General features: G+C 70.5%; 20 protein-coding genes and 1 pseudogene. 14 read left to right on the plus strand and 7 right to left on the minus strand.

Annotation, left to right across the window (positions count from 1 at the left end; translation table 11 throughout):
• Window positions 1–113 precede the first annotated feature (113 nt).
• Window positions 114–2,591, plus strand: coding sequence for a SpoIIE family protein phosphatase (locus ACIP64_RS03785; RefSeq protein ID WP_401581395.1), 2,478 nt, complete (start codon window positions 114–116; stop codon window positions 2,589–2,591).
• On the opposite strand, the gene ACIP64_RS03790 is transcribed toward ACIP64_RS03785, so the two are convergent.
• Window positions 2,581–3,102 (minus strand): AAA family ATPase, encoded by a 522-nt coding sequence (locus ACIP64_RS03790; RefSeq protein ID WP_401581397.1) that lies wholly within the window; start codon window positions 3,100–3,102, stop codon window positions 2,581–2,583. The genes ACIP64_RS03785 and ACIP64_RS03790 overlap by 11 nt on opposite strands.
• Before the next feature lie 290 nt (window positions 3,103–3,392).
• Between ACIP64_RS03790 and ACIP64_RS03795 the strand changes: the two genes are divergently transcribed.
• Both ACIP64_RS03795 and ACIP64_RS03800 read left to right on the plus strand, forming a co-directional pair.
• Window positions 3,393–4,550: a cytochrome P450 gene (locus ACIP64_RS03795; protein WP_401581399.1), complete on the plus strand. Its 1,158-nt coding sequence runs from the start codon at window positions 3,393–3,395 to the stop codon at window positions 4,548–4,550.
• Window positions 4,551–4,742: 192 nt separating this feature from the next.
• Complete coding sequence (locus ACIP64_RS03800) at window positions 4,743–5,396, plus strand: class I SAM-dependent methyltransferase (RefSeq protein WP_401581401.1); 654 nt, start codon at window positions 4,743–4,745, stop codon at window positions 5,394–5,396.
• Between the two features lie 109 nt (window positions 5,397–5,505).
• Here the strand turns inward: ACIP64_RS03800 and ACIP64_RS03805 are convergent, their stop codons facing one another.
• Entirely contained in the window at window positions 5,506–5,832 is a 327-nt protein-coding gene (locus tag ACIP64_RS03805; protein ID WP_401582378.1) for a hypothetical protein, read from the minus strand.
• 137 nt (window positions 5,833–5,969) lie between these two features.
• Complete coding sequence (locus ACIP64_RS03810) at window positions 5,970–6,512, minus strand: GNAT family N-acetyltransferase (protein WP_401581403.1); 543 nt, start codon at window positions 6,510–6,512, stop codon at window positions 5,970–5,972.
• A 223-nt stretch (window positions 6,513–6,735) separates the two neighbouring features.
• On the opposite strand from ACIP64_RS03810, the gene ACIP64_RS03815 reads away from it, so the two are divergent.
• From ACIP64_RS03815 to ACIP64_RS03835, 5 genes are all read left to right on the plus strand, one after another.
• Complete coding sequence (locus ACIP64_RS03815) at window positions 6,736–7,506, plus strand: SDR family NAD(P)-dependent oxidoreductase (RefSeq protein ID WP_401581406.1); 771 nt, start codon at window positions 6,736–6,738, stop codon at window positions 7,504–7,506.
• 53 nt (window positions 7,507–7,559) lie between these two features.
• Window positions 7,560–8,573, plus strand: a complete 1,014-nt coding sequence (locus ACIP64_RS03820) for an aldo/keto reductase (RefSeq protein WP_401581409.1) — start codon at window positions 7,560–7,562, stop codon at window positions 8,571–8,573.
• 31 nt (window positions 8,574–8,604) lie between these two features.
• Window positions 8,605–9,027, plus strand: coding sequence for an SRPBCC family protein (locus ACIP64_RS03825; protein WP_401581411.1), 423 nt, complete (start codon window positions 8,605–8,607; stop codon window positions 9,025–9,027).
• A 50-nt stretch (window positions 9,028–9,077) separates the two neighbouring features.
• Window positions 9,078–9,989, plus strand: coding sequence for a hypothetical protein (locus ACIP64_RS03830; RefSeq protein WP_401581413.1), 912 nt, complete (start codon window positions 9,078–9,080; stop codon window positions 9,987–9,989).
• A 515-nt stretch (window positions 9,990–10,504) separates the two neighbouring features.
• Window positions 10,505–14,608: a carboxypeptidase regulatory-like domain-containing protein gene (locus ACIP64_RS03835; protein ID WP_401581415.1), complete on the plus strand. Its 4,104-nt coding sequence runs from the start codon at window positions 10,505–10,507 to the stop codon at window positions 14,606–14,608.
• A 150-nt stretch (window positions 14,609–14,758) separates the two neighbouring features.
• Here ACIP64_RS03835 and ACIP64_RS03840 read toward each other — a convergent pair whose 3' ends face one another.
• A complete protein-coding gene (locus ACIP64_RS03840; protein WP_401581418.1) occupies window positions 14,759–15,433 on the minus strand; it encodes an ArsR/SmtB family transcription factor in 675 nt (224 codons plus the stop codon).
• Window positions 15,434–15,498: 65 nt separating this feature from the next.
• Between ACIP64_RS03840 and ACIP64_RS03845 the strand changes: the two genes are divergently transcribed.
• The 5 genes and pseudogenes from ACIP64_RS03845 to ACIP64_RS03865 all read left to right on the plus strand — a co-directional run bounded on the left by ACIP64_RS03845 (window position 15,499) and on the right by ACIP64_RS03865 (window position 19,051).
• Window positions 15,499–17,064, plus strand: a complete 1,566-nt coding sequence (locus tag ACIP64_RS03845) for an isocitrate lyase/phosphoenolpyruvate mutase family protein (protein WP_401581421.1) — start codon at window positions 15,499–15,501, stop codon at window positions 17,062–17,064.
• A pseudogene (locus ACIP64_RS03850) lies at window positions 17,043–17,275 on the plus strand (IS630 family transposase); the annotation flags it as partial. The gene ACIP64_RS03845 and the pseudogene ACIP64_RS03850, both read left to right, overlap by 22 nt.
• Before the next feature lie 31 nt (window positions 17,276–17,306).
• Window positions 17,307–17,627: a MafI family immunity protein gene (locus ACIP64_RS03855; RefSeq protein ID WP_401581423.1), complete on the plus strand. Its 321-nt coding sequence runs from the start codon at window positions 17,307–17,309 to the stop codon at window positions 17,625–17,627.
• A gap of 48 nt (window positions 17,628–17,675) precedes the next feature.
• Complete coding sequence (locus ACIP64_RS03860; RefSeq protein ID WP_401581426.1) at window positions 17,676–18,083, plus strand: hypothetical protein; 408 nt, start codon at window positions 17,676–17,678, stop codon at window positions 18,081–18,083.
• 368 nt (window positions 18,084–18,451) lie between these two features.
• Window positions 18,452–19,051 carry a hypothetical protein gene (locus tag ACIP64_RS03865; protein WP_401581428.1) on the plus strand — a complete coding sequence of 200 codons (600 nt, stop codon included), beginning with the start codon at window positions 18,452–18,454 and terminating at the stop codon, window positions 19,049–19,051.
• An 87-nt stretch (window positions 19,052–19,138) separates the two neighbouring features.
• Here the strand turns inward: ACIP64_RS03865 and ACIP64_RS03870 are convergent, their stop codons facing one another.
• Complete coding sequence (locus tag ACIP64_RS03870) at window positions 19,139–20,140, minus strand: oxidoreductase (protein WP_401581431.1); 1,002 nt, start codon at window positions 20,138–20,140, stop codon at window positions 19,139–19,141.
• A gap of 127 nt (window positions 20,141–20,267) precedes the next feature.
• Here ACIP64_RS03870 and ACIP64_RS03875 point away from each other — a divergent pair, with 127 nt between their 5' ends.
• Window positions 20,268–20,684 carry a MerR family transcriptional regulator gene (locus ACIP64_RS03875; protein ID WP_401581433.1) on the plus strand — a complete coding sequence of 139 codons (417 nt, stop codon included), beginning with the start codon at window positions 20,268–20,270 and terminating at the stop codon, window positions 20,682–20,684.
• On the opposite strand, the gene ACIP64_RS03880 is transcribed toward ACIP64_RS03875, so the two are convergent.
• Window positions 20,627–21,571 carry an NAD-dependent protein deacetylase gene (locus tag ACIP64_RS03880; RefSeq protein ID WP_401581436.1) on the minus strand — a complete coding sequence of 315 codons (945 nt, stop codon included), beginning with the start codon at window positions 21,569–21,571 and terminating at the stop codon, window positions 20,627–20,629. The genes ACIP64_RS03875 and ACIP64_RS03880 overlap by 58 nt on opposite strands.
• Window positions 21,572–21,629: 58 nt before the next feature.
• On the minus strand, window positions 21,630–22,151 hold the full coding sequence (locus tag ACIP64_RS03885) for a universal stress protein (RefSeq protein WP_401581439.1): 522 nt from the start codon (window positions 22,149–22,151) through the stop codon (window positions 21,630–21,632).
• Window positions 22,152–22,351: the final 200 nt, after the last annotated feature.

The raw sequence follows: 22,351 nt of genomic DNA on the forward strand, positions 1-22,351 counted from the left end.
CACCCCCGAAGCTGTCACAAAAGCAACCACTCTCCGGTCTTTCGGGGCAAAGGCGGACAACCATCCGCCGTCATACCGCCGACACCTCCCCAGACCTCCGAGGGCAGCACTCGATGACCATGATGAGCAGCCGCGACGCAGTGACACTCGGTAAGCAGTTGAGCGCGTCCGACGACTTCGACACGGCCATCGCGCTGCTCGACGAGCGAGGGACAGTCGCCGCGTGGACCCACCCCGCCGAACAGCTCGTCGGGTACTCCGCCGGGGACGTCGTCGGCCGGTCCGCGGCACTCGTCCTGCCGTCCTTCACGGAAGCGACAACGACCGCGGCCTTCGTCGAGCGCTGCCGTGCCGAGAACGGCTGGTCAGGGACGACGGCCCTGCGCCATCGGGACGGCCGTGTGCTAGACGTCAGCGTGCGGATCACGATGGTGCGCGGGCAGAAGGGGACAGCCCGGTGGCTCGCGTCCATGACCGAGACCGTGCCATTGTCCGGGGACGCCGTGGACGGAACGGTGCGCGGGCCGCTCCTGGCCCGCGCACCGATCGCTGTCGGTATTCGCGACCGTCACCTGCGCTGCACCTATGTGAACGACATCGCCGAGAGCCACGACGGGGTCTCCCCCGACCGGCGGCTCGGAAGCCGGTTCACCGAAGCCGTGCCCGGTGCCAATGCCGAGGCGATCGAGGCGGTGATGCGGCAGGTCGTCCAGGGCAGTGACGCCAGGATCCACGAGTACCGGACTCGGGAGGAGACCTGCGGGGGCTCGGGCTCCCAGTACGCGGCCTCGTTCCAGTGCCTCCAGGGCGCCGACGGCGAATCGCTGGGGCTGTGTGTGATCAGCGCCGACGTCGCCGCGAGTCGGCAGGTCCGCGACCGGCTCGCCGTCCTCAGCCGGGCCAGCGCGCGACTGGGCAGCACCCTCGACACGATGCAGGCGGGCCAGGAGCTGGCCGACCTCGCCGTGCCCCTGCTCGCCGACTACGTCGCCGTGGACCTGGAGCACTCGGTCTCGTTCGGGGAGGAGCCCCCGCCCGGCGTCGCCCCGGTCGGCAAGCTCCCCACGTTCCGGCGGGCAGGGCTGGCTTCCCTCCGCCACGGCGTGCCGGAATCCCCTTGGGCGCGAGGCGAGTTGATCGAGGTGCCGGCCGATTCGCCCTTCACCGCGGCCGTGCGTGCCGGGAAGTCGCACATACAACCGGTCCTGGCCACCGCTGCCGGCACATGGGCCGACGACGTGCCGGACCTGGCGCACAGGGGCCGCGACCACGGCATGCACTCGATCATGGTCGTGCCCATCCAGGGCCGGCACACCCTGCTGGGCGTCGCACTGTTCGTCCGCACGACGGATCCCGCGCCCTTCGACCATGTCGATCTGCTGCTGGCCGAGGAACTCGTCGGCCGGACCGCCCGGACGCTGGACGCCGCCCGCCGGTACGCCAGTCGCCACACCCTCGCCCTCACGCTCCAACGCCACCTGCTGCCACGCCACTTGACGGGTGGCACGGCGGTCGACGTGGCGTCGCGCTATCTGCCCGCGGACGTGGACCACGGTGTGGGTGGCGACTGGTTCGACGTGATCCCGCTGTCGGGCGCCCGGGTGGCGCTGGTCGTCGGCGATGTGGTGGGGCACGGTCTTCAGGCCGCGGCGGCCATGGGCCGGCTCCGTACCGCCGTCCACACCCTCTCGGGCATGGAACTGCCGCCGGAGGAACTGCTGGCCCACCTCGACGACACGGTGCGGCGGCTGACCGAACAGGACGGCGATCCCCGGGACGGGGCCACACCGGTGGGGGGCGTCGCCACCTGCCTGTACGCCGTCTACGACCCGTCCACCCGCCGCTGCACCATGGCATCGGCGGGGCACCCGCCGCCCGTGGTCGTCGACCCTCAGGGGCGCTTCTCGTATCCCGACCTGCCCACCGGGGCACCTCTGGGTACCGGCCCGGGCGAACCATTCGAGTCCGTGGAACTGGAACTGGAGGAGGGAAGCCTCCTCGCCCTCTACACCGACGGCCTGATCGAAGCCGGCGGCCACGACATCGACGAGGGGATGCACCGGCTCGGCACCGCCCTCGCGCAACCGGGCCGGACCCTGGAGGACCTTTGCGACAACGCAACGCGGAGCGTGCCCGGCCGGACGCCGGGCGACGACGTGACGCTCCTCCTCGTCAGGACCGGATCGCTCAGCCCGAGCCGGGTGCTCTCCACGGCGCTGCCCAGTGACCGGTCGGCCGTGCGCAGCGCCCGGGACCTCGCGGCACGTCAGCTCGCGGAGTGGGGCCTCGAGGATCTCGAGGACGCGACGAAACTGATCGTCAGCGAACTCGTCACCAATGCGATTCGCCACACCTCCGGGCACATCGAGCTGCGGCTCATCCGGCACCAGGTCCTCACGTGCGAGGTGTCCGACGCCGGGCCGTGCATTCCGCGCCCGCGCCAGGCATGCACCACGGACGAGCACGGCCGCGGCCTGTCCCTCGTCACCAGCCTGTCCCGCAAGTGGGGCTCCCGTCCCGTCCCCGGCGGCAAGGTGGTCTGGGTCGACCAGGACCTCCCCGACGCGCGGCGCGCGGGCCTCAGCCGCTGACGGCCTCCGCGATCCGCCGGGCGGCCTCGGCGGGCGTGAGGTACGTGGTGTCGACGACCTCGGCCTCGGCGTGCAGCCATGTGCGGGCCGCCTCGGCGTAGGGCTCGAGATACCGCAGCCGGAAGGGCGAGGGGCCGAGCAGAGTGTCCCCCTCGATGCGGCCGCGAAGGGTGTCCTGGTCGGCATGGAGCACGAAGTGCCGTACCGGGACGGCGTGCCGCTCCAGTCCCGAGCTGATCTCGCGCCAGTACTCCTCGACCAGGACCGTCATGGGCACCACCAGAGTGCCGCCGGTGTAGTCGAGCACACGGCGGGCAGTCTCCACCACGAGCGGCCGCCACGGCGGCCAGTGCTGGAAGTTGTCCGTCGCGGGCAGCCCCGGCTTGATGTCCATGAGCGTCTCGCCGACCTTCTCGGCGTCGAACACCCGCGAATCCGGGATCAGTTGCTGCACCAGCCCACTGGTCGTCGTCTTGCCCGCGCCGTGGGTGCCGTTGAGCCATACGATCATGGGCCCCCACGCTAGTGCACTGGCCGGAAGCTTTCCTCATGTATTCGCTTTACCCAACAGCGAAAGCGAAAGCGAAGGCGACCAACCCGTATGCACACGACGGCACAACACGCAAGGCACCAGGACATTCGGGCAGTTCCTCGCCGAAAATGCGAAGGGATTGATGAAAGAGTAGTGTTTTCGAGGGCGCCAACACCGTGGATACACAATGCGTTGCGATAGTCACCGCTCGCAAGATCTGTCCGACGTGCTGGACAGCGCCTGGCCAGTGGGGCGAGAGGGGGCCCTGGATGAGCACGATCGAGATGCTCAGGTTCCGACGCGATCCGTTGGGGTTCATCGAGGACTTCTCTCACCGCAGTCCGTCGGGAGTATTCCGTCTGCCGTGGGGCACCTGGTGTGTGGGCGATTCGGACCTGGCGCTCATGGTGCTCCGCGACCCGGTCTTCAACGCGGAGAGGTCCACCTTCTTCGGGGACCTGCTGCCCTCGAGGTCAGCCCAGACCGAGTTCGGCCGCGCCGTACGAAAACTGATGCGGACGCGTTTGCCCGAATACCGGGACAACGTGGCCAGGGCCGTGGCGGGACTGCCCGAGACCAGTCATTGGCCGGCAGCCGGAACCAGGTTGGCGCACCAGTGCACTGCGGACATGCTCCTGCACCCCCATGTCTCACCACCGTTGCACCGGTTGATGGAGCACGCCGTACGCGTCGGCATATTGCTGCGCGCCCCCCGCCTGACGCAGCGGGCACGAGTGGAGATGCTGCGCCCGAAGCTGAAGCGAGCTCTGACCGAGCACGTGACACTTCGCCGGGAAGAAGGCATCCGCGCCGACGAGCCGCGCGACATGCTGGACACCGCGATCGGCGCGTGCCCCACCGAAGTCACCAGCCGTGCCCTGGCTGAGCTGTACTTGCAGATGTACTCGGCAATCGTCGAGACCGTCGGCCACTCGGTGGCGTGGTCACTGCTGCTGGCCTGCCTCCACAACACTCCGGGTTCCCCATGGCCATGGTCCGCCGACTGGATCGTCCGCGAGGCCGCACGCCACCGTCCGGTGGTCTGGATGGTCGGCCGCCCGGTCCCCCACCCCATCGAATTCGGCGGGATCTCCTTCCAGGCCGGCGCGGTCCTGTCTGTCAGCCCCTACCTCTTGCACCATGACACAAGCCGCTGGGCCCAGCCGGACATGTTCCGGCCGCAGCGCTGGGGCGAAACGGGTGAACACGGCCCCTACCTGCCCTACAGCGCCGGCCCGTTCATCTGCGCCGGAGCGGCGGTCGCGCACACCATGATCGTCGACACCGTGACCGCCCTCATGAGCGACGCACATCTCACTGTCACAGGCGGCAACATGTCCCCCTTCGTGACCAACGCCGCGATCTGCCGCCCCTTCGCCCTCCACCGAACCACCAAGACTCCCGCTCACACGCTTGAGAGGAGGTGAACAACCATGATCGCTGCTATCCGGCGCATCATCAGGAACACCCCCGTCTCCAACTGGGACCCGTCCTGGGGGTGACCCTGGCTGAGTGGCCTGCACGCCGAACGAAAGCGCGTGCAGGCCACTCGCCTTGACCCGCGACTCGGGTATGCCCGGCGAACTCTCCGGGTCTCGCGGAGGTCTAGGGTCGGCCGCATGGCTGAGCCCTCCTATCTGACCGCCGTCCGCGCGTCGTACGACACCGTCGCCGCCGCCTACGTCGAACGCGTGCCGCCTCCAGGCGCGATGGACCCGCTGTCGCGCGCGATGCTGGCGGCATTCGCCGAACTCGTACGGACGGACGGTCCGAGGCCGGTCGCGGACCTGGGATGCGGGCCCGGCCGTGTGACGGCGCACCTGGCCGCGCTGGGAGTGTCCGCCTTCGGCGTCGATCTGTCACCGAAGATGATCGAGCTGGCCCGCCACGCCTATCCGGAGCTGCGGTTCACCGAGGGCTCGATGACCGCGCTGGAGAGCGAAGACGACGAGCTCGGCGGCATCCTGGCCTGGTACTCCACCCACCACACGCCCCCGCGGTGGCTGCCGGCGGTGTTCGCCGAGTTCCACCGCACGCTCGCGCCCGGCGGACACCTGCTCTGGGGGGACTACACCGGCGATGAACTGCTGCAGCGGACGCACGGTTACGGCCATCCCGTGTCCTTCGAGTCGCACCTGCTGCCCCTGAACCGCATGATCGGCCTGCTGGAACAGGCCGGACTCGTCGTCACCGCGAAGCTGGAGCAGGAGCCCGGCGGCCGGGTGAGCAGACCGCACGCCTGCCTCCTGGCCCGCAAGCCCGAAAAGCCCTGACGGGCCCGTTCCGGCGGCGAGGCGGCAATCCACCGAGCCCGCCGGCGATACCGGTGCGGGCGACCAGCAGCGCCGTCCTGGGCAGGGAGCGGGGGCTCCGCACCGGTGCTCAGCGCGCAGGCAGTGGAAGCGCCACCCGTCGCCCCTGCCCGAGCTCCTCGGCCTTGTCGTCACTGACGACCGCGACGGTCCCCGCAGGGACCCCGGGCAACGCGGCGACGCGGGAGGCCACCGTCAGGAGATCCCCCTCACCGGCTCCGGCGACGAAGAAGACGTAGACATCCCCGTCCTCCTCTCCCTCGTCGAAGACTTCCATGTGACCTTGGTCTTCGAGAACTGACAAGAAGTCCTCGACCTCCTCGATCCAAGGAAACGGATAGGAGCCGTCCGGCAGGTCGGGCGTCGGCAGCAACGGGACATGGATCTCAACAACCATGGTGGGCACGAAGACATCCTGCCCACAGAGCCTACGGCCGGCTCAACCAGGGCGGAGCCGGGTCACCGGCCCTGCTGAGGGCGCGGACGGGTCCGCTGTGACCCCACCGGCGGCCCAGCGGCCGATTCGGCCGGTGGTCAGCGCTGGTCACGGCCTTCCCGCAGCCGGTTCGCCTGCGCGATCGCGGGGTGCACCAGGTCGCGCTGGTACCAGGTGCCCGGATTACCGCCGAGGTGGGCCGGGTCGACAGGACCGACGGGGACGAACCCGGCTTTGGTCAGCACCCTTTGGGACGCGGCATTCCGGAGGACGGTGGCCGCTCGCAGGGTGCGCAACCCGTACTGGTCCGCCGCCAGTCGGCACAGCTCCCGGACGGTTGCGGTCGCCACGCCCCCGCCGGTCGCGCGCTGCGCGACCCGGTAGCCGAGTTCCGCACGGTGGTCTTCGATGTCGACCAGGTTGAACCTGCCGAGCACCGAGCCGTCCTCGGCGGCGAGCACGTGGAAGGCGCAGACGCCGGCCTCCTGCTCGGCCAGCAAAGCGTTGAACCGGTCGGTGAACCGGTCGAAGAAGTCGTCGCCGCGGTCGGGGACCGAGGCGGCGAAGTAGGCGCGGTTCGCCAGCTCGAAGGCGAGCACCGCCGGGGCATGGCGGGCGTGCAGCCGCTGCAACTCGGGCATTGCCCGACCCTACCCGGATGGTGCGCCGAGGCGACCCGGTTTTCTCCTGCGCAGACAGCCTCACGCTCCCCGCGAATTCCGCTGCCGAGATGCGGGTCCGAGGCATGCGTACCTACGATCGAAGAGGGGCACATGTGGGCCGCTGACCAGGTCCGATGTCACCTCTCACAGCACCCCGCACCCCGGCGGACAGCCGGCGCGGGGTGGGCAGGGAAGGCCGAAGATGATCGACTTGCATGGCCGCAGCGCCTTGGTCACGGGATCGACCTCGGGAATCGGTGAGGCCATCGCCCGGAAGCTCGGCGATGTCGGAGCTGATGTGGTGGTCAACGGGCGCAAGGCCGACCGGGTGGACGAGGTGGCGAAGGATCTGGGCGCCCGTGGCGTCACCGGGGATGTCGGCACCGCACAGGGGGTCGCGGATCTGGTGGATCAGCTGCCGGACGTCGACATTCTCGTGAACAGCGCCGGCGTCTTCGGCACCACGCCCGTATTCGAGATCGAGGACGACGACTGGTTGAGGCTGTTCGAGGTCAACGTGCTCTCCGGGATACGGCTGACGCGGCACTATGCGCCACGCATGGTGGCCCGGGGCTGGGGTCGTGTCATTTTCGTCAGCAGCGAGGCGGGGGTGCAGACCCCGACGGAGATGGTGCACTACGGCGTGACGAAGTCCGCGCAATTGGCGTTGTCGCGGGGCACCGCTCAAGAGGTTGCCGGGACCGGTGTCACGGTGAACTGCGTGCTTCCGGGGCCGACCCTGACCAGGGGTGTGGAATCGATGCTGTCGCAGCTGTATCCGGATCTGTCCGACGAGGACCGCGAGCGCCGGTACGTGGCCGGTGGCCGGGCGTCGACGTCCCTGCTCAAGCGTCTGATACGCCCTGAGGAGATAGCCAGTCTCGTGACCTACGTGGCGTCTGACGAGGCGTCGGCCACCACCGGTGCGGCCTTGAGCGTGGACGGCGGTCTGGTGCCCACCATTTTCCCCTGAGTTCTCCCCCTGACCTGCGCGGTCGAAGTCCGCGCCATCGGAAGGGACACGTTGTGAAACTCGAACAGATCCTCCCGGCGCACCTGGGATTCGGATGCGCGCCGCTGGGAAACATGTTCCGCTCGGTTCCCGAGGACGAGGCCGCCGCCACCGTCGACGCGGCCTGGGACCAGGGCACCCGATACTTCGACACCGCACCGTTCTACGGCTCCGGACTGTCGGAAATACGTCTGGGCAAGGCCTTGTCCGGTCGCCCGCGCGACGACTACGTGCTCAGCACCAAGGTCGGCCGCGTCATCCTGGACGAGAAGGAGGATCCCAGCGCACGTGATCTCGGTGAGAAGGGCAACCTCTTCGCCCACGGACGCCCGAACAAAATGCTTCACGTATGGACCGCGGACGCCACGAAACGCTCCATCGACGACAGCCTGAAGCGCCTGCAGACCGACCGCCTGGACATCGTGTGGGTGCACGACATCGCCCAGGACTTCCACGGCGACATGTGGCTGCAGAAAATCGAGGAAGCCCGCACGGGCGCCTTCCGCGTCCTCACGAAGTTGCGCGACGAAGGCGTCATCAAGGCCTGGGGACTCGGCGTCAACCGCACCGAACCCATCGAGATCACCCTGGCCCTCGAAGAACCCCAGCCCGACGGGTTCCTGCTCGCCGGCCGCTACTCGCTCCTCGACCACGCACACGCCCTGCAGCGGCTGCTGCCCATGGCCGAGGAACAAGGTGTCGGGATGGTCGTCGGAGGCCCCTACAGCTCCGGCATCCTCGCCGGTGGCACCCACTTCGAATACGTCACCGCCCCACCCGACATCGTGGCCAAGGTCGCGCGGCTCAAAGAACTCACCGACAGGCACTGCATCGGCATCAAGGCCGCCGCCCTGCACTTCTCCCTCGCACACCCCGTCGCCAGAGCCGCCATCCCCGGCGCGACCCGGCCCGCCCACACCATCGAGGACCACGCCGCACTCAACGAGAAGGTACCGGCCGACTTCTGGACCGACCTGCGCGCTTCCGGCCTGGTCAGCCCCGCGGCCCCCCTGCCCGGCGGAGCGTGAGCGACCCCCGCCCCACGATTCTGGAGGAGCGATGGCATCGACATCCGTCAGCAGAGTCGTCCCGGCCACTCCCGCACGCGTGTGGGAAGTCGTCGGCGGCTTCGGATCACTGTCCGACTGGCTGCCCTACATCCCCGAAAGCACCTTCTCGGAAGGCGGCCGCGTACGGCATCTGAAGAACCCCGACGGCGAAACCATCGTGGAGCGCCTGATGGCGTTCGACGAGGAACACCGCTACTACAGCTACCACATCGTGCAGGCACCGTTCCCCGTCGTCGACTACCTGTCCACCCTGCGGGTCTACGAGATCAGCGGCAACGAGAACGCGGCCGAGGTCCAGTGGTCCGGCCGCTTCGTCCCCAAGGCCGGTGCCACGGACGACGAGGTCGTCGACCTCTTCACCGGCATCTACCGAGACGGCCTGGAAGCCCTGCACAAGACGCTCGGGGGCTGAGGGCCGTCCCACCGCCGGCCACGATTGGGCGGTCTGGCACGATCGCCGCTGTGACCGTACGCATGGACACCGCGGACTGGGCCCGGCTGTTCCACGCCCTGGGGCCCGCGTCCGACACGCCACGGCATCTGGAAGCGCTCCTCGGCGATGACCCAAAAGCGTTCGTCGACGGGTACACACACCTCTGGTCGACGACGATTCGTCGCGACGGCAGGGTTTGGCCCGCGACGGCCCCAACCGCGTTGCTGGTCAGCCGGTTCCTGGACGATGCGTCGCTGTGGCCGGACGATCCCTCGATGCCGGATGCCGTGCTCGCCTACCTGTACAAGGTCGGCGTCGCCGCCGATCTCGGCGACAAGGCCGCGGAGATCCGGGCCCGGGTGGCGGGCCGTGCGTCCGATCTGCGGGACTGGACGGCCGTCCACCTGTCGGCCGATGCCGACGGCCGGGCCCGGATGTGGGAGGACGGCGCAGGCCTGGGCGAGCTCGTTCTCGACCAGGCGGCGGTCGCCTGCTTCGACGTGGTTCCCGAGATCCTGGCACGAGTGCTGCCGCACCTGGCTTCGGGACGTACCAGGCGCAGGACGTGCGCAGCCGCTGCCGTCGGTGCACTGGCCCGGCATCCCTCGGCATCGGCGGTGCGGCCGGCGCTCGTGGAGCAGTTGGCTTCGATGGCCCGGGACGCCGATTCCCCCTACGACGTGGCTACCGTTCTGATCGCCATCGGCCAACTCGGCGGCGACACATGGGGCTGGCTCGGGCACCCGCATGCGGGCGTGCAAGGCTGCGCCGCCCTGGCGCCCGGGCTTGCCGGCGACGAGACGGCGGCCCAGGTCCTGCGGGAACTGGCACGGTCACCCCAGGCGTTCACCGAGTCGTTCGGCGACATGGCCCCGCCCTTGCAATTCCAGTCCGTGCCCTACCAGGACCTGCTCGCGCAGGGGTTCGTTCGACCGGGCTGAAGCGCCGGCAGGCGTCCGGCACCCGCTCGCCGCGGCCCGGGCGCACCTGCGGCCTCACGGCCGGGTGCCGAGGCCGCCCCGGGCCGAACCAGGCCCCAGCACAGGCAACTTGCGCACAAGCGCACATCACGCCGGAAACAACTCCGGCGGCGTTGCCGACCCTGGCGACTTCCCGTCGTGTGTCGTATTCACGCCCACAATACTTTCCGTGAACATTCATAGGCCACGGAAATCTGGTGTTCACGTAACGAACACATGAAGACACGCATTCCGCCCTGAACCTTCAGAAATCCCAGCTCACGTGATCCGTCCCAGCAACGACTCCCTCACGCACCGTCACCAACGCTGCCCAGCCTCCCCATTGACATGCTCAGGACTGATCTCGCTAATGGGCCCGGGTGAACGCCACGGCGTCCACCGCCGCCCGCGAGCCGTACACGGCTCGATCCCAGCAAGCACGCATGGGAGTTACGTTGCGCAGACCAGCGAGAACCAGAAACCCTGTCCGCCGGACGGTGACCAGGGGCCTGGCCGTCCTCGGCGCCGCCGCCATGGCGGTGCTCGGAGTGCAGGCACCGGCGTTAGCCACGGCTGTCGCGGACACACACTCCGCCACCCCGGCCGCCGCCGGCCGCGCGTCCTTCGAACCGACCTGTGACACACCCAAGCCCGGCCAGTTCAGCTGCTTCGCCCTGCGCCGCACCGATGTGAAGGCGTCCAAGGGCCTGATGCCGGCGGCAGAGACGCCGGCCGGCTACGGCGCCACCGACCTGCAGAGCGCCTACGACCTGCCCACCGACGGCGGCGGCGGGCAGACCGTCGCCATCGTGGACGCCTTCGACGACCCGACCGCCGAGGCGGACCTCGCCGTCTACCGTGCGCAGTACGGACTGCCGGCCTGCACCACCGACAACGGCTGCTTCCGCAAGGTGGACCAGCGCGGCGGGACCAACTACCCCACGCCGGACCCCGGCTGGGCCGGTGAGATCTCGCTCGACCTCGACATGGTCTCCGCGATCGCGCCCAACGCGCACATCCTGCTGGTCGAGGCCGACGACAACAGCTTCGAGAGCCTGTCCGCCGCCGTCGACCAGGCGGTCGCCCTCGGCGCGAAGTACGTCTCGAACTCCTACGGCACCGACTACCGCGGCGGGAACGGCGAGGACCCGTCCGAGACCACGGACCTGGACGCGCACTACAACCACCCCGGCGTGGCGATCACCGCGTCCACCGGTGACTACGGCTACGGCGTGAGCTACCCGGCCGCCTCGCAGTACGTCACCGCGGTCGGCGGCACCACGCTGACCCGCGCGCCGTCCACGACCCGCGGCTGGACCGAGGCCGCCTGGAACCTCGCCGGTTCGGGCTGCTCGCTGTACGAGCCCAAGCCCGCCTTCCAGCACGACACCGGCTGTGACAACCGGGCGCTGGCCGACGTCTCCGCCGTCGCGGAGGACGTGGCGGTCTACCAGACCTACGGCCACAACGGCTGGGCGGTCTACGGCGGCACCAGCGTCTCGTCGCCCATCATCGCCTCGGTGTACGCGGCCGCCGGCACCCCCGTCGCCGGCTCGTACCCGAACGCCTACCCGTACGCCGCGGGCACCGGGATCAACGACATCACCACCGGCAGCAACGGCAACTGCTCCCCGGCGTACCTCTGCACCGGCGGCACCGGCTACGACGGCCCGACCGGTCTCGGCACCCCGGCCGGTCTGTCGGCGTTCCGCAGCGGCCCGCACGGCGTCATCACCGGCAGCGTGACCGACAGCGCCACCGGCAAGGCGATCGCCGGCGCGACCGTCACCGCGGGCGACAGCGTCGCCCACACCGACGCCACGGGCGCGTACTCCCTGACCGTCGCCACCGGCACCTACGACATCTCCGTCGAGGCGTTCGGCTACTCCGACGGCTCGGCCGACGACGTCGCGGTCGACGACGACGCCACGGTGACCAAGAACTTCACCCTCGCCGCGGTGCCCAGCCAGACGATCGCCGGCAAGGTCACCGACGGCTCCGGCCACGGCTGGCCGCTGTACGCCAAGATCACCGCGGACGGCGTCCCCGGCGCGGTCTGGACCGACCCGGCCACCGGTTCGTACAGCCTGGAACTGCCCCAGGGGCACTCCTACACGCTGCACGTCGCCTCGGCCACCGCCGGATACCAGGCCGTCAGCAAGACGATCACCGTCGGCGGCTCCGCGCAGACGGTGGGCATCTCGGTCCCGGTCGACTCCTGGACGGGCACTCCGCCCGGCTACCGGATCGACGTGACCGGCACCAACGAGCCGTTCGACGCCACCGACGCCCCGCCCGCCGGCTGGAAGGTGGAGAACGCCGAGGGCACCACGGGCGGCTGGGAGTTCGACGACCCGGGCAGCCGCGGCAACCGCACCGGCGGTGACGGCGGATTCGCCGTCGCCGACAGCGACCACTTCGGCGGCGGGGCCACGCAGGACTCCTCGCTGCTCAGCCCGGTCTACGACTTCACCGGGAAGAACGACCCCGAGGTGGCCTTCAGCACCGAGTACAAGTCGTACAACAACCAGTCGGCGACCGTCGAGGCGACGGCCGACGGCGGCAGCACCTGGACCAAGATCTGGTCCGCCGGTCCGGACGTCACCGGTGACCGGATCGAGGCCTCGCTGTCCGACTTCGCCGGCAAGCCGGCGGTGCAGCTGCGCTTCCACTTCACCAGCAGCTTCGGATGGTGGTGGTCCGTCGACAACGTTTTCGTCGGCAACCGTCAGCTCACTCCCGTCCCCGCCGGCCTGGTCGTGGGCAACGTGACCGACGCCAACAGCGGTGACGGCATCGTCGGAGCCACCGTCACCAGCCAGGACAAGCCGTCCGAGAAGGCCATCACGGTCGCCACGCCCGACGACCCGAACCTGCCCGACGGCTTCTACTCGTTCGTCTCCACCGCCTTCGGCAGCCACCCCTTCACCGCGGCCAAGGCCAAGTACACCTCGCTGACCAAGAACGCCAAGACCGGGGCCGACAGCGCCGTCCAGGCGAACTTCAAGCTCAAGGCCGGCAAGGTCACGATCACTCCCGCCTCCGTCTCGGCGTCCGTCGCCTGGGGCGGCTCCGCGTCGCAGAAGCTGACCGTCAAGAACACCGGTGGCGCGGCCGCCACGGTCAAGCTCGGCGAGCAGTCCGGCGGCTTCACCCAGCAGGACAAGGGCGCCGCCCTGCGCACCGTCAAGGGTGACTACACCGCACTGTCCAGCAAGGCCCACGCGTCGTCCGCCAAGGCCGCGCCGTCCGCCGCGACCCCGGCCGACGACGCTTGGCAGACGGCCCCGGACCTCCCGACCGCCCTCATGGACAACGCCGTCGACACCCTCGACGGCAAGCTCTACTCGGCCTTCGGGTACAACGGCTCGACCGACGTCAAGGACCTGTACGTCCTCGACCCGGTCGCCGGCAGCTGGACGAAGCTGGCGAGCGCGTCCGACACCCGTGAGGACCCCGCGCACGGCTTCATCGACGGCAAGCTCTACGCCGTCGGCGGCTGGGGCCCGAGCGGCGCCCCTGACGCGAAGCTGGAGATCTACAACCCGCAGTCGAACAGCTGGACCACCGGTGCGTCCGCGCCCAAGCCGTACGCCGGCTCCGGCACGGCCGTCCTCGACGGCAAGCTGTACATGATCGGTGGCTGCGGCGCCGACTTCTGCGGCACCACGGACGCCAGCGTCTACGACGCGAGCACCGACAGCTGGTCCCAGATCGCCGCCTACCCCGAGGCCATCTCGTGGGAGGCGTGCGGCGCCATCGACGGCCAGATCTACTGCGCCGGTGGTCTGGGCGGCAACGAGAACGACGTCGTCCACACCTACTCCTACGACCCGGGCGCCAACAGCTGGACGCAGCTCGCCGACGTGCCGGCCGCCCAGTGGGGTTCCTCGTACGCCGCCGCCAACGGCCGTCTGATCCTGGTCGGCGGTGTCGGCAACAACGCCCTCACCAACCGCAGCCAGGCCTTCGACCCGAAGTCCGGCACCTGGGGCACCCTGCCCAACGCCAACGTCGCCACCTACCGCGGCGGCGGCGCGCCCGGCTTCTACAAGGCCGGCGGCGGCAACGCCCCCGGCTCGCCGATCAGCAAGGTCGAGGTGCTGCCCGGCTACGACCAGGGCGGCGCGAGCGACGTCGACTGGCTCGCGGAGAGCGTCCAGCAGCTCACCCTGCAGCCCGGCGCGAGCGCGGTCGTCACCGTCTCGCTCGACGCCACGGCCGCCTCGATCACCCAGCCCGGCGACCTGACCGCCGGTCTGAGCGTGGGCACCGACACGCCGTACTCCGTGCCGCGCATCCCGGTCGCCCTGCATGTCGCACCGCCCAAGACCTGGGGGAAGATCGCCGGTCTCGTCCTGGGCAACACGGCCACCGGCGGCACCGCGCCGCTGGCCGGGGCGACCGTCCAGATCGACAGCTGGGCCTCGTCCTACACCCTCACCACGGCCGCGGACGGCACGTACGGGCTGTGGCTCGACGTCCGCAACAACCCGCTCACCGTCATCGTCGCCAAGGACGGCTACCAGCCGACCGTCACGACGATCAAGCTGAAGAAGGGGGAGACGGTCACCGGCAACTTCACGCTGAAGCGCAAGTAGCCGCGGGAAGCGTCGGGAACCGCGCCGGCGGCACCGGAAACGGGCCGCCGGCGCGCCCCGGACGCGAACCCCGTTGAGGCAGGAGGGCCGGCCCCCGAAGGGCCGGCCCTCTCCCGTGGGCGAACCACTCCCGGAGCGCAGGTCGAGTGGTCAGACCGCCGCTCCCAGCAACTCCCGGAACGCCTCGGTCCCTTCGGGCGTCACCTTCACCGCCCGCCCGGAGCCGATGCGCCGCACCCATGTCCGTTCCAACGCCGTGCTGCACAGTGCCGCGCCCAGCGCTCCGGCGAGGTGGGGCCGACGCTCGGTCCAGTCCAGGCAGCTTCGCACCAGAGGCCGCCGGGCACCTGGAGGTTGCTCGAAGCCGAGATGCTCGCTCAGCCATGCCCGGCCCGCCGGGGTGACGGCGAGCCCGGAGTCGGCGGCGACCAGGTCTCGGGCGATCATCGCGTCCGCCAGGGCAACGCCCAGCTGCCCCGCCAGGTGGTCGTAGCAGGTGCGGGCCCGTGCTTCGGCACTGAACCGCACCGATTCCCGCAGATTCTGCGGGCTCGGGGTGTCCGATGCGTACGAGGCGAGGGCTTCGACGAGGGCGGCTGTCTCCGGGTCGGCCAGCCGGACATAGCGGTGCCGGCCCTGGCGTTCCTCGGTCAGCACTCCGCCGGCAATGAGGCGGGAGAGCTGCTCGCTGGCGGTGGAGGCCCGCACCCCTGCGTGCCGGGCAAGCTCGCCTGCGGTCCAGGCGCGTCCGTCGAGCAGCGCCTGGCAGAAGGCGGCCCGGGTGCGGTCGGCGAACAGGGCGGCGGTCTCGGCGAGTGGGGGCACAAGGTCATGATGCCGCAGGGACGGTTCGGGGAGCGGCGAACTGTCCCGGCCCTAGCGTCAGGGCCATGACGTCGACGACGATCCATGAGTTCGACCGCTATGAGGACGTGCGAGCGGCGCTCGCCGACCCCGCACTGGTCCCGGAGCTGCCTGCTGCCGACGACGGTCCCGTCGGGGCGAGTGTCGCGTGGCTGCGTGCCACCGTGGCCCGATTCAGCTCCGGTGAGCAGCACCGGCGGCGGCGCGCTCTGGTGGAGGCCGAACTGTCCCGGCTGGAGCCCGCCTCACTACGGCGGGCGGTGGCGGCGGGGCCGGAAGGGGAGGTACGCGTGCGGGTGGTGCGTATTCTCGCCGAGGCCCTGGGAATGCCGGAGCCCGGGATGGTCGCGGAGGCGGTGACCGTCATTGCCGGGGCCTACTTCGGGGGTACGGACGCAGCCGCTGACGAGGCGGTGGCCCATCTCATGGCGCGGCTGGCGCCACGGAACGCGGATGAGGACGGCATGGAGGCCGCTGCCAACCGCATCGGGCTGCTGGTGCAGGCCTGCGCGGCGACGGCTGCCCTGGTGGAGACCGCGGCCGACAGCGACGTACCGCTGGCCCGAGTGCTCCGGGAGGCTCCGCCCGTATCGGCGATGCGCCGGGTCGCCACGCGTTCCACCCGGGTCGCCGGTCGAGAGATCGCCGAGGGCGATGCGGTTCTCCTGGATCTCGCGGCCGCCCATCGCGTGCACCCCGTGCCGCTCACCTTCGGCGCACCACCGCGGGTCTGTCCCGGCCGGGCCCACGCACTTGCTCTGGCCGACGGCCTGCGCCGACGCCCGCTGACCGACTTCGCCCGCCTGCATCACCAGGCCACCCCGCTGCTGCTTCCCAACGCCTGGGACCACGCCTCTGCGGCCGCTCTGGCGGCGCAGGGCTTCGCGGCGATCGGCACCACGAGCCTGGGCGTGGCGGCAGCCGCCGGTCTGACGGACGGGGCGGCGGCGACCGCCGAAGCGACCTCGGCTCTGGCCCGCCGACTCGGACGCGGCTCCTTTCTGTTCACGGTCGATGCCGAAGGGGGCTTCAGCGAGGACCCGGAGGAAGTGGCTGAGCTGGCCCGGAAGCTCCACTCCGCAGGAGCCGCCGGGATCAACCTCGAAGACGGCCGCCCGGACGGCACCCTCGCCCCCGTGGAGTCGCACGCCGCGAAGATCGCCGCCGTCAAGGCCGCCGTGCCGGAGCTGTTCGTGAACGCCCGCACCGACACCTATTGGCTCGGACGTCAGGAGGAGGAGACAGCGGCGCGCCTCGCGGTGTACGAACAGGCCGGTGCGGACGGGGTGTTCGTGCCGGGGCTGTCGGACCCGGACGCGATCGCCGCGCTGACGGCAACCCTCGTCGTCCCGCTGAACATTCTGTACACGCCGACCGGACCCGCCCTCGCCGACCTGGCCGCACTGGGTGTGCGCAGGATCAGCCTCGGCTCGATGCTCTACCGCAGGGCCCTGGCGGCGGCTGTGACCACCGCGACGGCCATCCGCGACGGCCGGCCGGCGGACCTCACGACCCTCTCCTACGCGGAGGTGCAAGCATGGGGCGAGCCTGAAGGAATGCCGCGGGCTGCGCGTCCTGGGCCAACCCCGTAGAGGCCCCCTTCCGTCCGCTGCGGCAGTGCGCCGTCGCCGACTCCCACCACCGCAACCACACCGCCGGGCCTGGGCCCTGCACGCCTGCCTGCGATGGCGCAACCAGAACGCCCGGCACCCCGACGTCCTCGCCGCCCGGCGGAAGGAGCGTGCTCGCATCCGCAGCGAGAAGGGCCTGCACCGGGGCGGCCGGCCAGCGCACGTCGCGTGACCTCGACCAACTCACCGGCAACACTGGCGCCATGACCGCCGATCGTCAGGCCCTGCAGGCCGGCTGGAATCAGACCCGTGACCACCTCGACGCCGCCCGAGCCCACCTCACGCGCCTGCCGGACATCGATCTCTCATCGACGCTGGAGTTCCTGGAGCACAACGAGCTGGGACTCGCCTTCGACTGCCTGGTCGATCTCGGCGACGACCTAGACCTTCCCCTCACTTTTTGGCGACACTTGGATCGAGCGGCTCGTGAGATGCGGCTTTACAGCGATGCGCTGCACAGGCCCCACCTCACGGCTGCCGACTTCTGCCGCCGTCACCTTGCCGCTGCCTCCGAGCGGGAATGATCCGCCAACCCGGCAGACCTTCCCGGTCAGAGCAACTAGCGTGAACCCATGCTCTTCGAGACGGCGTGGACCTCGGTCGTACCGCGCGTGGAAGTGGCGGTGCTGGAGGGGCACACCGATCTGGTGCGGAGCGTGTGCTCCTTCGAGGCGGCGGGCCGGACGCTTCTCGCCGGCGGCGGGCGGGACGCGACCGCACGCATCTGGGATCCCACGACCGGCCGTCCCGTGCGGACGCTGACCGGGCACAGCGGCGAGGTGTCCGCGGTGCTCTTCCTCGACGGTGTCCCCGTCAGCGCCGATGACAGGACGGTGCGGCTGCGGGACCCGGGCACCGGACGGTGCGTCCTGACGATCCCGGTCCACCACGAGGTGCTCGGCAGCGCCCACGCCGGCGGCGGGCTGCTGGCGGTCGCCGTTCCCTCCGGTGTCCTCGCCTACCGGATTCGGGCGCGATGACGGCGCCGATACCACCTGCTGCCGGCGGGGTCCGGCGATTCCGGCGATTCGGCCGCGTCCAAGGCGCCGGGCGCCGGGCGCCGCAAGGGGAATTCCGCGCGGCAGGCTTCTTTCCACCGGCCTGGCGCCGGCCGCATCAACCGGCACGTAATCCCGCTCCCGAAGGGGTCAGTAAGCCTTTCCCCGGGCGGATTTGCTGCCCGGGTCCGGGTCTGGGATCTTGTCCGGGGCGGCGACGTCGAGCGACGCACCCCACGGCCGGCACCGCTTGACCCCGAGGTCACCGCCGGGCCGCCGGGTGGGTCGCGGCCGAGCCGCGAAGAGCGGCCCGCCGCCCTGTCCTTGGCTGTACGGAGAAGGGAAACAGCGTGAATACCGAGAAGGTTGTGGCCCGGCGTCTCACCTCGGAAGAGGTCGCCGAGCTGAGCCACCAGGACGCGATATTCGTCTCGGCATCGACGGAAGACCTCCCGCTCGACTGCTACGCCCCGGCTTTCCTTGTGAAGCCGGGCAAGAGCTTCGAGGGCGGATCCTTCACCGCGAGGACGATCTTCGGTGAGGAAGTGCACGTTCTTCCGGACAATGCCGAAGAGCGCGGCATCTGGGTCGCCGACGAGGCCGGGGAGGAAATCGAGGTTCTCCAGAGTGCCGGTGTCCTGCTGAACCTGGCCCTCTTTGTGCCCGACGGGACCAAGGAATCCTTGGAGGCGCTCTACAACGCCGCGCGGGAGGCATTCGGCGCGGGAATCGTCCAGCGCTGGAACGAGGAAGTCGTCGCGGTGCCGGACGTCAAGGTCGACCTGTTCGAAGAGCCGGCGCGCGGGCGCAAGAGCACGAGCAGCCAGAATCGTGACCGCCGCGCCCTGGACATCTACCCCACCCGAGTGCGCTTCATGGAGCCCAGCGCCGGCTGGAGGTTCATCCTCGAACCGCACCAGGAGACCGTCGACGACATCCCGACGATCTGAGCTCACGGCGGCCCCGCTGGGGCGGCTCCGCGGCAGAAGGCCCCCTCGGACACGCAAGGCCGGAGGGGGCCTTCGCGTTTCCGCGCGTCAGGCGCCCGCCCCCGTGGCCGTGTTCGCGGCGCGGGAGGTGTCCCAGTCGATGCCGGTCAGCTGCTGCGAGCGCTCCCACAGGCGGCGTCCGAGCTCCGGGTCCTGAGCCGCCGCCGACAACGGCACCGGGTGGGGGTGCCCCGACCGTCCGCCCCGGCCGTCGGGCCCGATGTAGGTGCCGGTGGCGAGACCGGGCTCGGTCGCCGCGTACAGCTGCGGCAGGGCACCCATCTGCGGACTCTGCGCGAAGAGTCGACCGGACATGCGCATGAGCAGCCCCGTGATGCCGCTCCCCTTGCTCTGCATCGGCGTGTTGCTGTAACCCGGGTGTGCGACAAGGCTGGTGATCGGCGTCGGCGACGCCTGCTCACGCCGGGCCAGCTCCACGCCGAAGACCGCGTTCGCCAGCTTCGACGCCGAATAGGCCGCGAGGGGCGTGTACGTCCGTGTCCAGGCGACGTCGTCCATATCGAGTTCGCCCTTCTCGTGCAGGTACGAGGTCACGGTGACCACCCGCGGCGACGGCGAGCGCCGCAGCACCGGTGCCAGCAGCGCCGTGAGCGCGAAGTGGCCGAGGTGGTTCGCGGCGAAATGACGCTCGGCGCCCTGCGCGGTGACACCGTGCCCGACCATGGAGATGCCCGCGTTGTTGATCAGTGCGTCGACGGACTCCTCCCGGCCGATCTCCTCCGCCGCCCGGTGGATCGAGTCCAGGTCCAGCAGGTCGACCTGCCGCACCTCCGCCTCGGCCCCCGGGTATGCGCTGCGCAGTGCGGACGCCACCTGCTCTCCCCGTGCCGCGTCGCGCACGGCCAGCAGTACCCGGCCGCCGTGCGCCGCGAGCTCGCGCGCCGTCACCAGGCCGAGGCCGCTCGTCGCACCCGTCACGACGAAAGTCCGGCCCTTCTGCCCGGCCATGCGCTCCGCGGTCCATCCGCCGGCGCCCGGCTTGCCCTTGTCCGGCCTGGAACCCGTCGTCGTCATGTCGCGATCTCGCATTTCTCCTCGAAGCGGCCTCGGTCAACGCGCCTGAGCAGGGCTGGGCCGTGGAAAAAAGCTAAACCTTTCCATTAATGTGAAGGTCAACCGGCGCGCGATCGCCGGCCGACACCACGAAGGAGAGTGCATGAAGATCGGAGACCTTGCCGCAAGGACCGGCGTGGCACCGCGGCTGCTGCGGTACTACGAAGAGGTCGGCATCCTGCACCCCTTCCGGGGCGCCAACGGATACCGCACCTACGGCGAACCGGCCATCGACCGCGTCCTGCAGATCCGCGAACTCCTCGAGGCCGGCCTCACGACGGACATGATCCGCGAGGTGCTCCCCTGCCTGGAGGCCGGGAAGGTGAAGACCGACCCCTCGAACTGCCCGGCGGCCAAGGACCTGGACGGACTGCGCCGCCAGCTCAGCAGCATCGAACGCCGCATCGACGTGCTGCAGCGCAACCGGCAGGCCATCCAGACGTTCCTCCGTGCCTGGGAGGACTACGCCGTCGCCGCGCCCGCGTCCGCCACCGCGGCTTCGGACCCGGCCGCGGAGTGAGCGGGCTCGACGGGGACGCCCAGCCGCCCGGCGACGGTGGTGAGCGCCGTTCCCAGCGGGAGCGCGACCCGGGTGAGCGCATGGCGGTCGCCGCGCGTGACGTCCCGGTTGACGATCAGCACCGGCTTCCCCTCCTGGGCCGCCTGACGAACGAACCGCAGCCCGGACATCACCGTCAGCGATGATCCCAGCACCAGCAGCGAAGCCGCCTCGCTCACCAGCGCGCGGCACTGCTCGACCCGCTGCTGCGGCACGGCTTCGCCGAAGAAGACCACGTCGGGCTTGAGGACACCGCCGCAGACCACGCAGGGCACCACGTGGAAGTCCCCCACCTGATCGTCGGTGAGGTCGGCGTCGCCGTCCGGATTGATCGCCGCGGCCACCGGCTCGAAGCCCCGGTTGGCCTCCTCCAGCCGCCGGGCGAGCTCGCCGCGCGGGCTGAACGCGCCGCAGGAGAGGCAGACCACCCGGGCCAGGCTTCCGTGGAGTTCGACGACCCCCTCGCTGCCGGCGGCCTGGTGCAGGCCGTCCACGTTCTGGGTGATCACACCGGACAGCAGGCCGCGCCGCCCGAACGCCGCCACCGCCCGGTGACCCGCGTTGGGCCGGGCCCGGCCGAAGGTGCGCCACCCGAGATGGCTGCGCGCCCAGTACCGGCGCCGCGCCCGGGCGTCCCCGGTGAAGTCCTGGTAGGTCATCGGGGTGTGCCGGCTCAGGCTGCCGCCCTCGCCCCGGTAGTCCGGGATGCCCGACTCCGTGGAGATGCCGGCCCCGCTGAGCACCAGCACACCGCCGGCGCCCAGCGCGTCGGCGACCGGCTCCAGATCCGTGGTGGCCGCAGGCAGGTCCTCGGTGGGGGTCCAGCTCAAGGTGGGGCGCATACGCATGCCGCCAGGGTACGGAACGGACGGGCGCCGGCGGCTGCCGCCTCGGTACGCCGGCCGGTCAGGGGACGACGATGACCGGCCGCTGGGCGCGGTGGGCCAGGGTGCGGGAGATCGAGCCGAAAAGCCTGCTGCCGGGCCCCCGCGACTGACCCACGATGATGGCGCGTGCCCGGTACTTGCGGCCGGCCGTCTCCAGCTCGTCGGCGATGACACCGCTGCGCCGGACTAGGGTCCAGGGCACATCCGCCAGGTGCTCCTCGCGGGCGAGCCGGCGCGCCAGCGTGCGCATCCCGTCCGGCCCGCCCCGCTGGACGCGCGGCGCCTCGAACCCGAAGAAGGACGCGAGGGCGTTCTGCCTGGTGACATGGACGACGATGAGCACGGTGCCGGCACGCCGCGCCATCCCGGCCGCGTAGGACAGCGCCCTCCTGCTGGACACGGAGCCGCTGTAGCCGACCAGGACGCCGTACCTGTCCATGGTCGTGTGAACGCTGTCACAGCCGAACGCCTGCTCCCAGGCACCGGCCGACCACGGGAGCGGGCCGTCGCCGTCACGTTCGGGAGCATCATGGCCTGCCATGAGAAACCTTTCCGGGAACGTCGTCCGGGACGAAGCGCGACTGCTTCGCCGTCCTCAGGCACGACCGGGAACGCCGGTGATCCGTGACAACCGCCCGCCGGGAACGCGCGGGGCGTACCGACGCCCGGACGCCTCGACGCATGAGCGCCGAGGGAGTTGAACGCCCGGTGCCACCCCTGTGATCCAGTGGTGACACTCGG

The organism is Streptomyces sp. NPDC088733 (assembly GCF_044751185.1).
GTDB lineage: Bacteria > Actinomycetota > Actinomycetes > Streptomycetales > Streptomycetaceae > Actinacidiphila.

What these genes read in the sequence shown, in the direction of transcription:
- ACIP64_RS03785 (WP_401581395.1), top strand. Translation starts at nt 114, where the DNA reads ATGACCATGATGAGCAGCCGCGACGCAGTGACACTCGGTAAGCAGTTG.
- ACIP64_RS03790 (WP_401581397.1), bottom strand. Translation starts at nt 3,102, where the DNA reads ATGATCGTATGGCTCAACGGCACCCACGGCGCGGGCAAGACGACGACC.
- ACIP64_RS03795 (WP_401581399.1), top strand. Translation starts at nt 3,393, where the DNA reads ATGAGCACGATCGAGATGCTCAGGTTCCGACGCGATCCGTTGGGGTTC.
- ACIP64_RS03800 (WP_401581401.1), top strand. Translation starts at nt 4,743, where the DNA reads ATGGCTGAGCCCTCCTATCTGACCGCCGTCCGCGCGTCGTACGACACC.
- ACIP64_RS03805 (WP_401582378.1), bottom strand. Translation starts at nt 5,832, where the DNA reads ATGGTTGTTGAGATCCATGTCCCGTTGCTGCCGACGCCCGACCTGCCG.
- ACIP64_RS03810 (WP_401581403.1), bottom strand. Translation starts at nt 6,512, where the DNA reads ATGCCCGAGTTGCAGCGGCTGCACGCCCGCCATGCCCCGGCGGTGCTC.
- ACIP64_RS03815 (WP_401581406.1), top strand. Translation starts at nt 6,736, where the DNA reads ATGATCGACTTGCATGGCCGCAGCGCCTTGGTCACGGGATCGACCTCG.
- ACIP64_RS03825 (WP_401581411.1), top strand. Translation starts at nt 8,605, where the DNA reads ATGGCATCGACATCCGTCAGCAGAGTCGTCCCGGCCACTCCCGCACGC.
- ACIP64_RS03845 (WP_401581421.1), top strand. Translation starts at nt 15,499, where the DNA reads ATGACGTCGACGACGATCCATGAGTTCGACCGCTATGAGGACGTGCGA.
- ACIP64_RS03855 (WP_401581423.1), top strand. Translation starts at nt 17,307, where the DNA reads ATGACCGCCGATCGTCAGGCCCTGCAGGCCGGCTGGAATCAGACCCGT.
- ACIP64_RS03860 (WP_401581426.1), top strand. Translation starts at nt 17,676, where the DNA reads ATGCTCTTCGAGACGGCGTGGACCTCGGTCGTACCGCGCGTGGAAGTG.
- ACIP64_RS03870 (WP_401581431.1), bottom strand. Translation starts at nt 20,140, where the DNA reads ATGCGAGATCGCGACATGACGACGACGGGTTCCAGGCCGGACAAGGGC.
- ACIP64_RS03875 (WP_401581433.1), top strand. Translation starts at nt 20,268, where the DNA reads ATGAAGATCGGAGACCTTGCCGCAAGGACCGGCGTGGCACCGCGGCTG.
- ACIP64_RS03880 (WP_401581436.1), bottom strand. Translation starts at nt 21,571, where the DNA reads ATGCGTATGCGCCCCACCTTGAGCTGGACCCCCACCGAGGACCTGCCT.
- ACIP64_RS03885 (WP_401581439.1), bottom strand. Translation starts at nt 22,151, where the DNA reads ATGGCAGGCCATGATGCTCCCGAACGTGACGGCGACGGCCCGCTCCCG.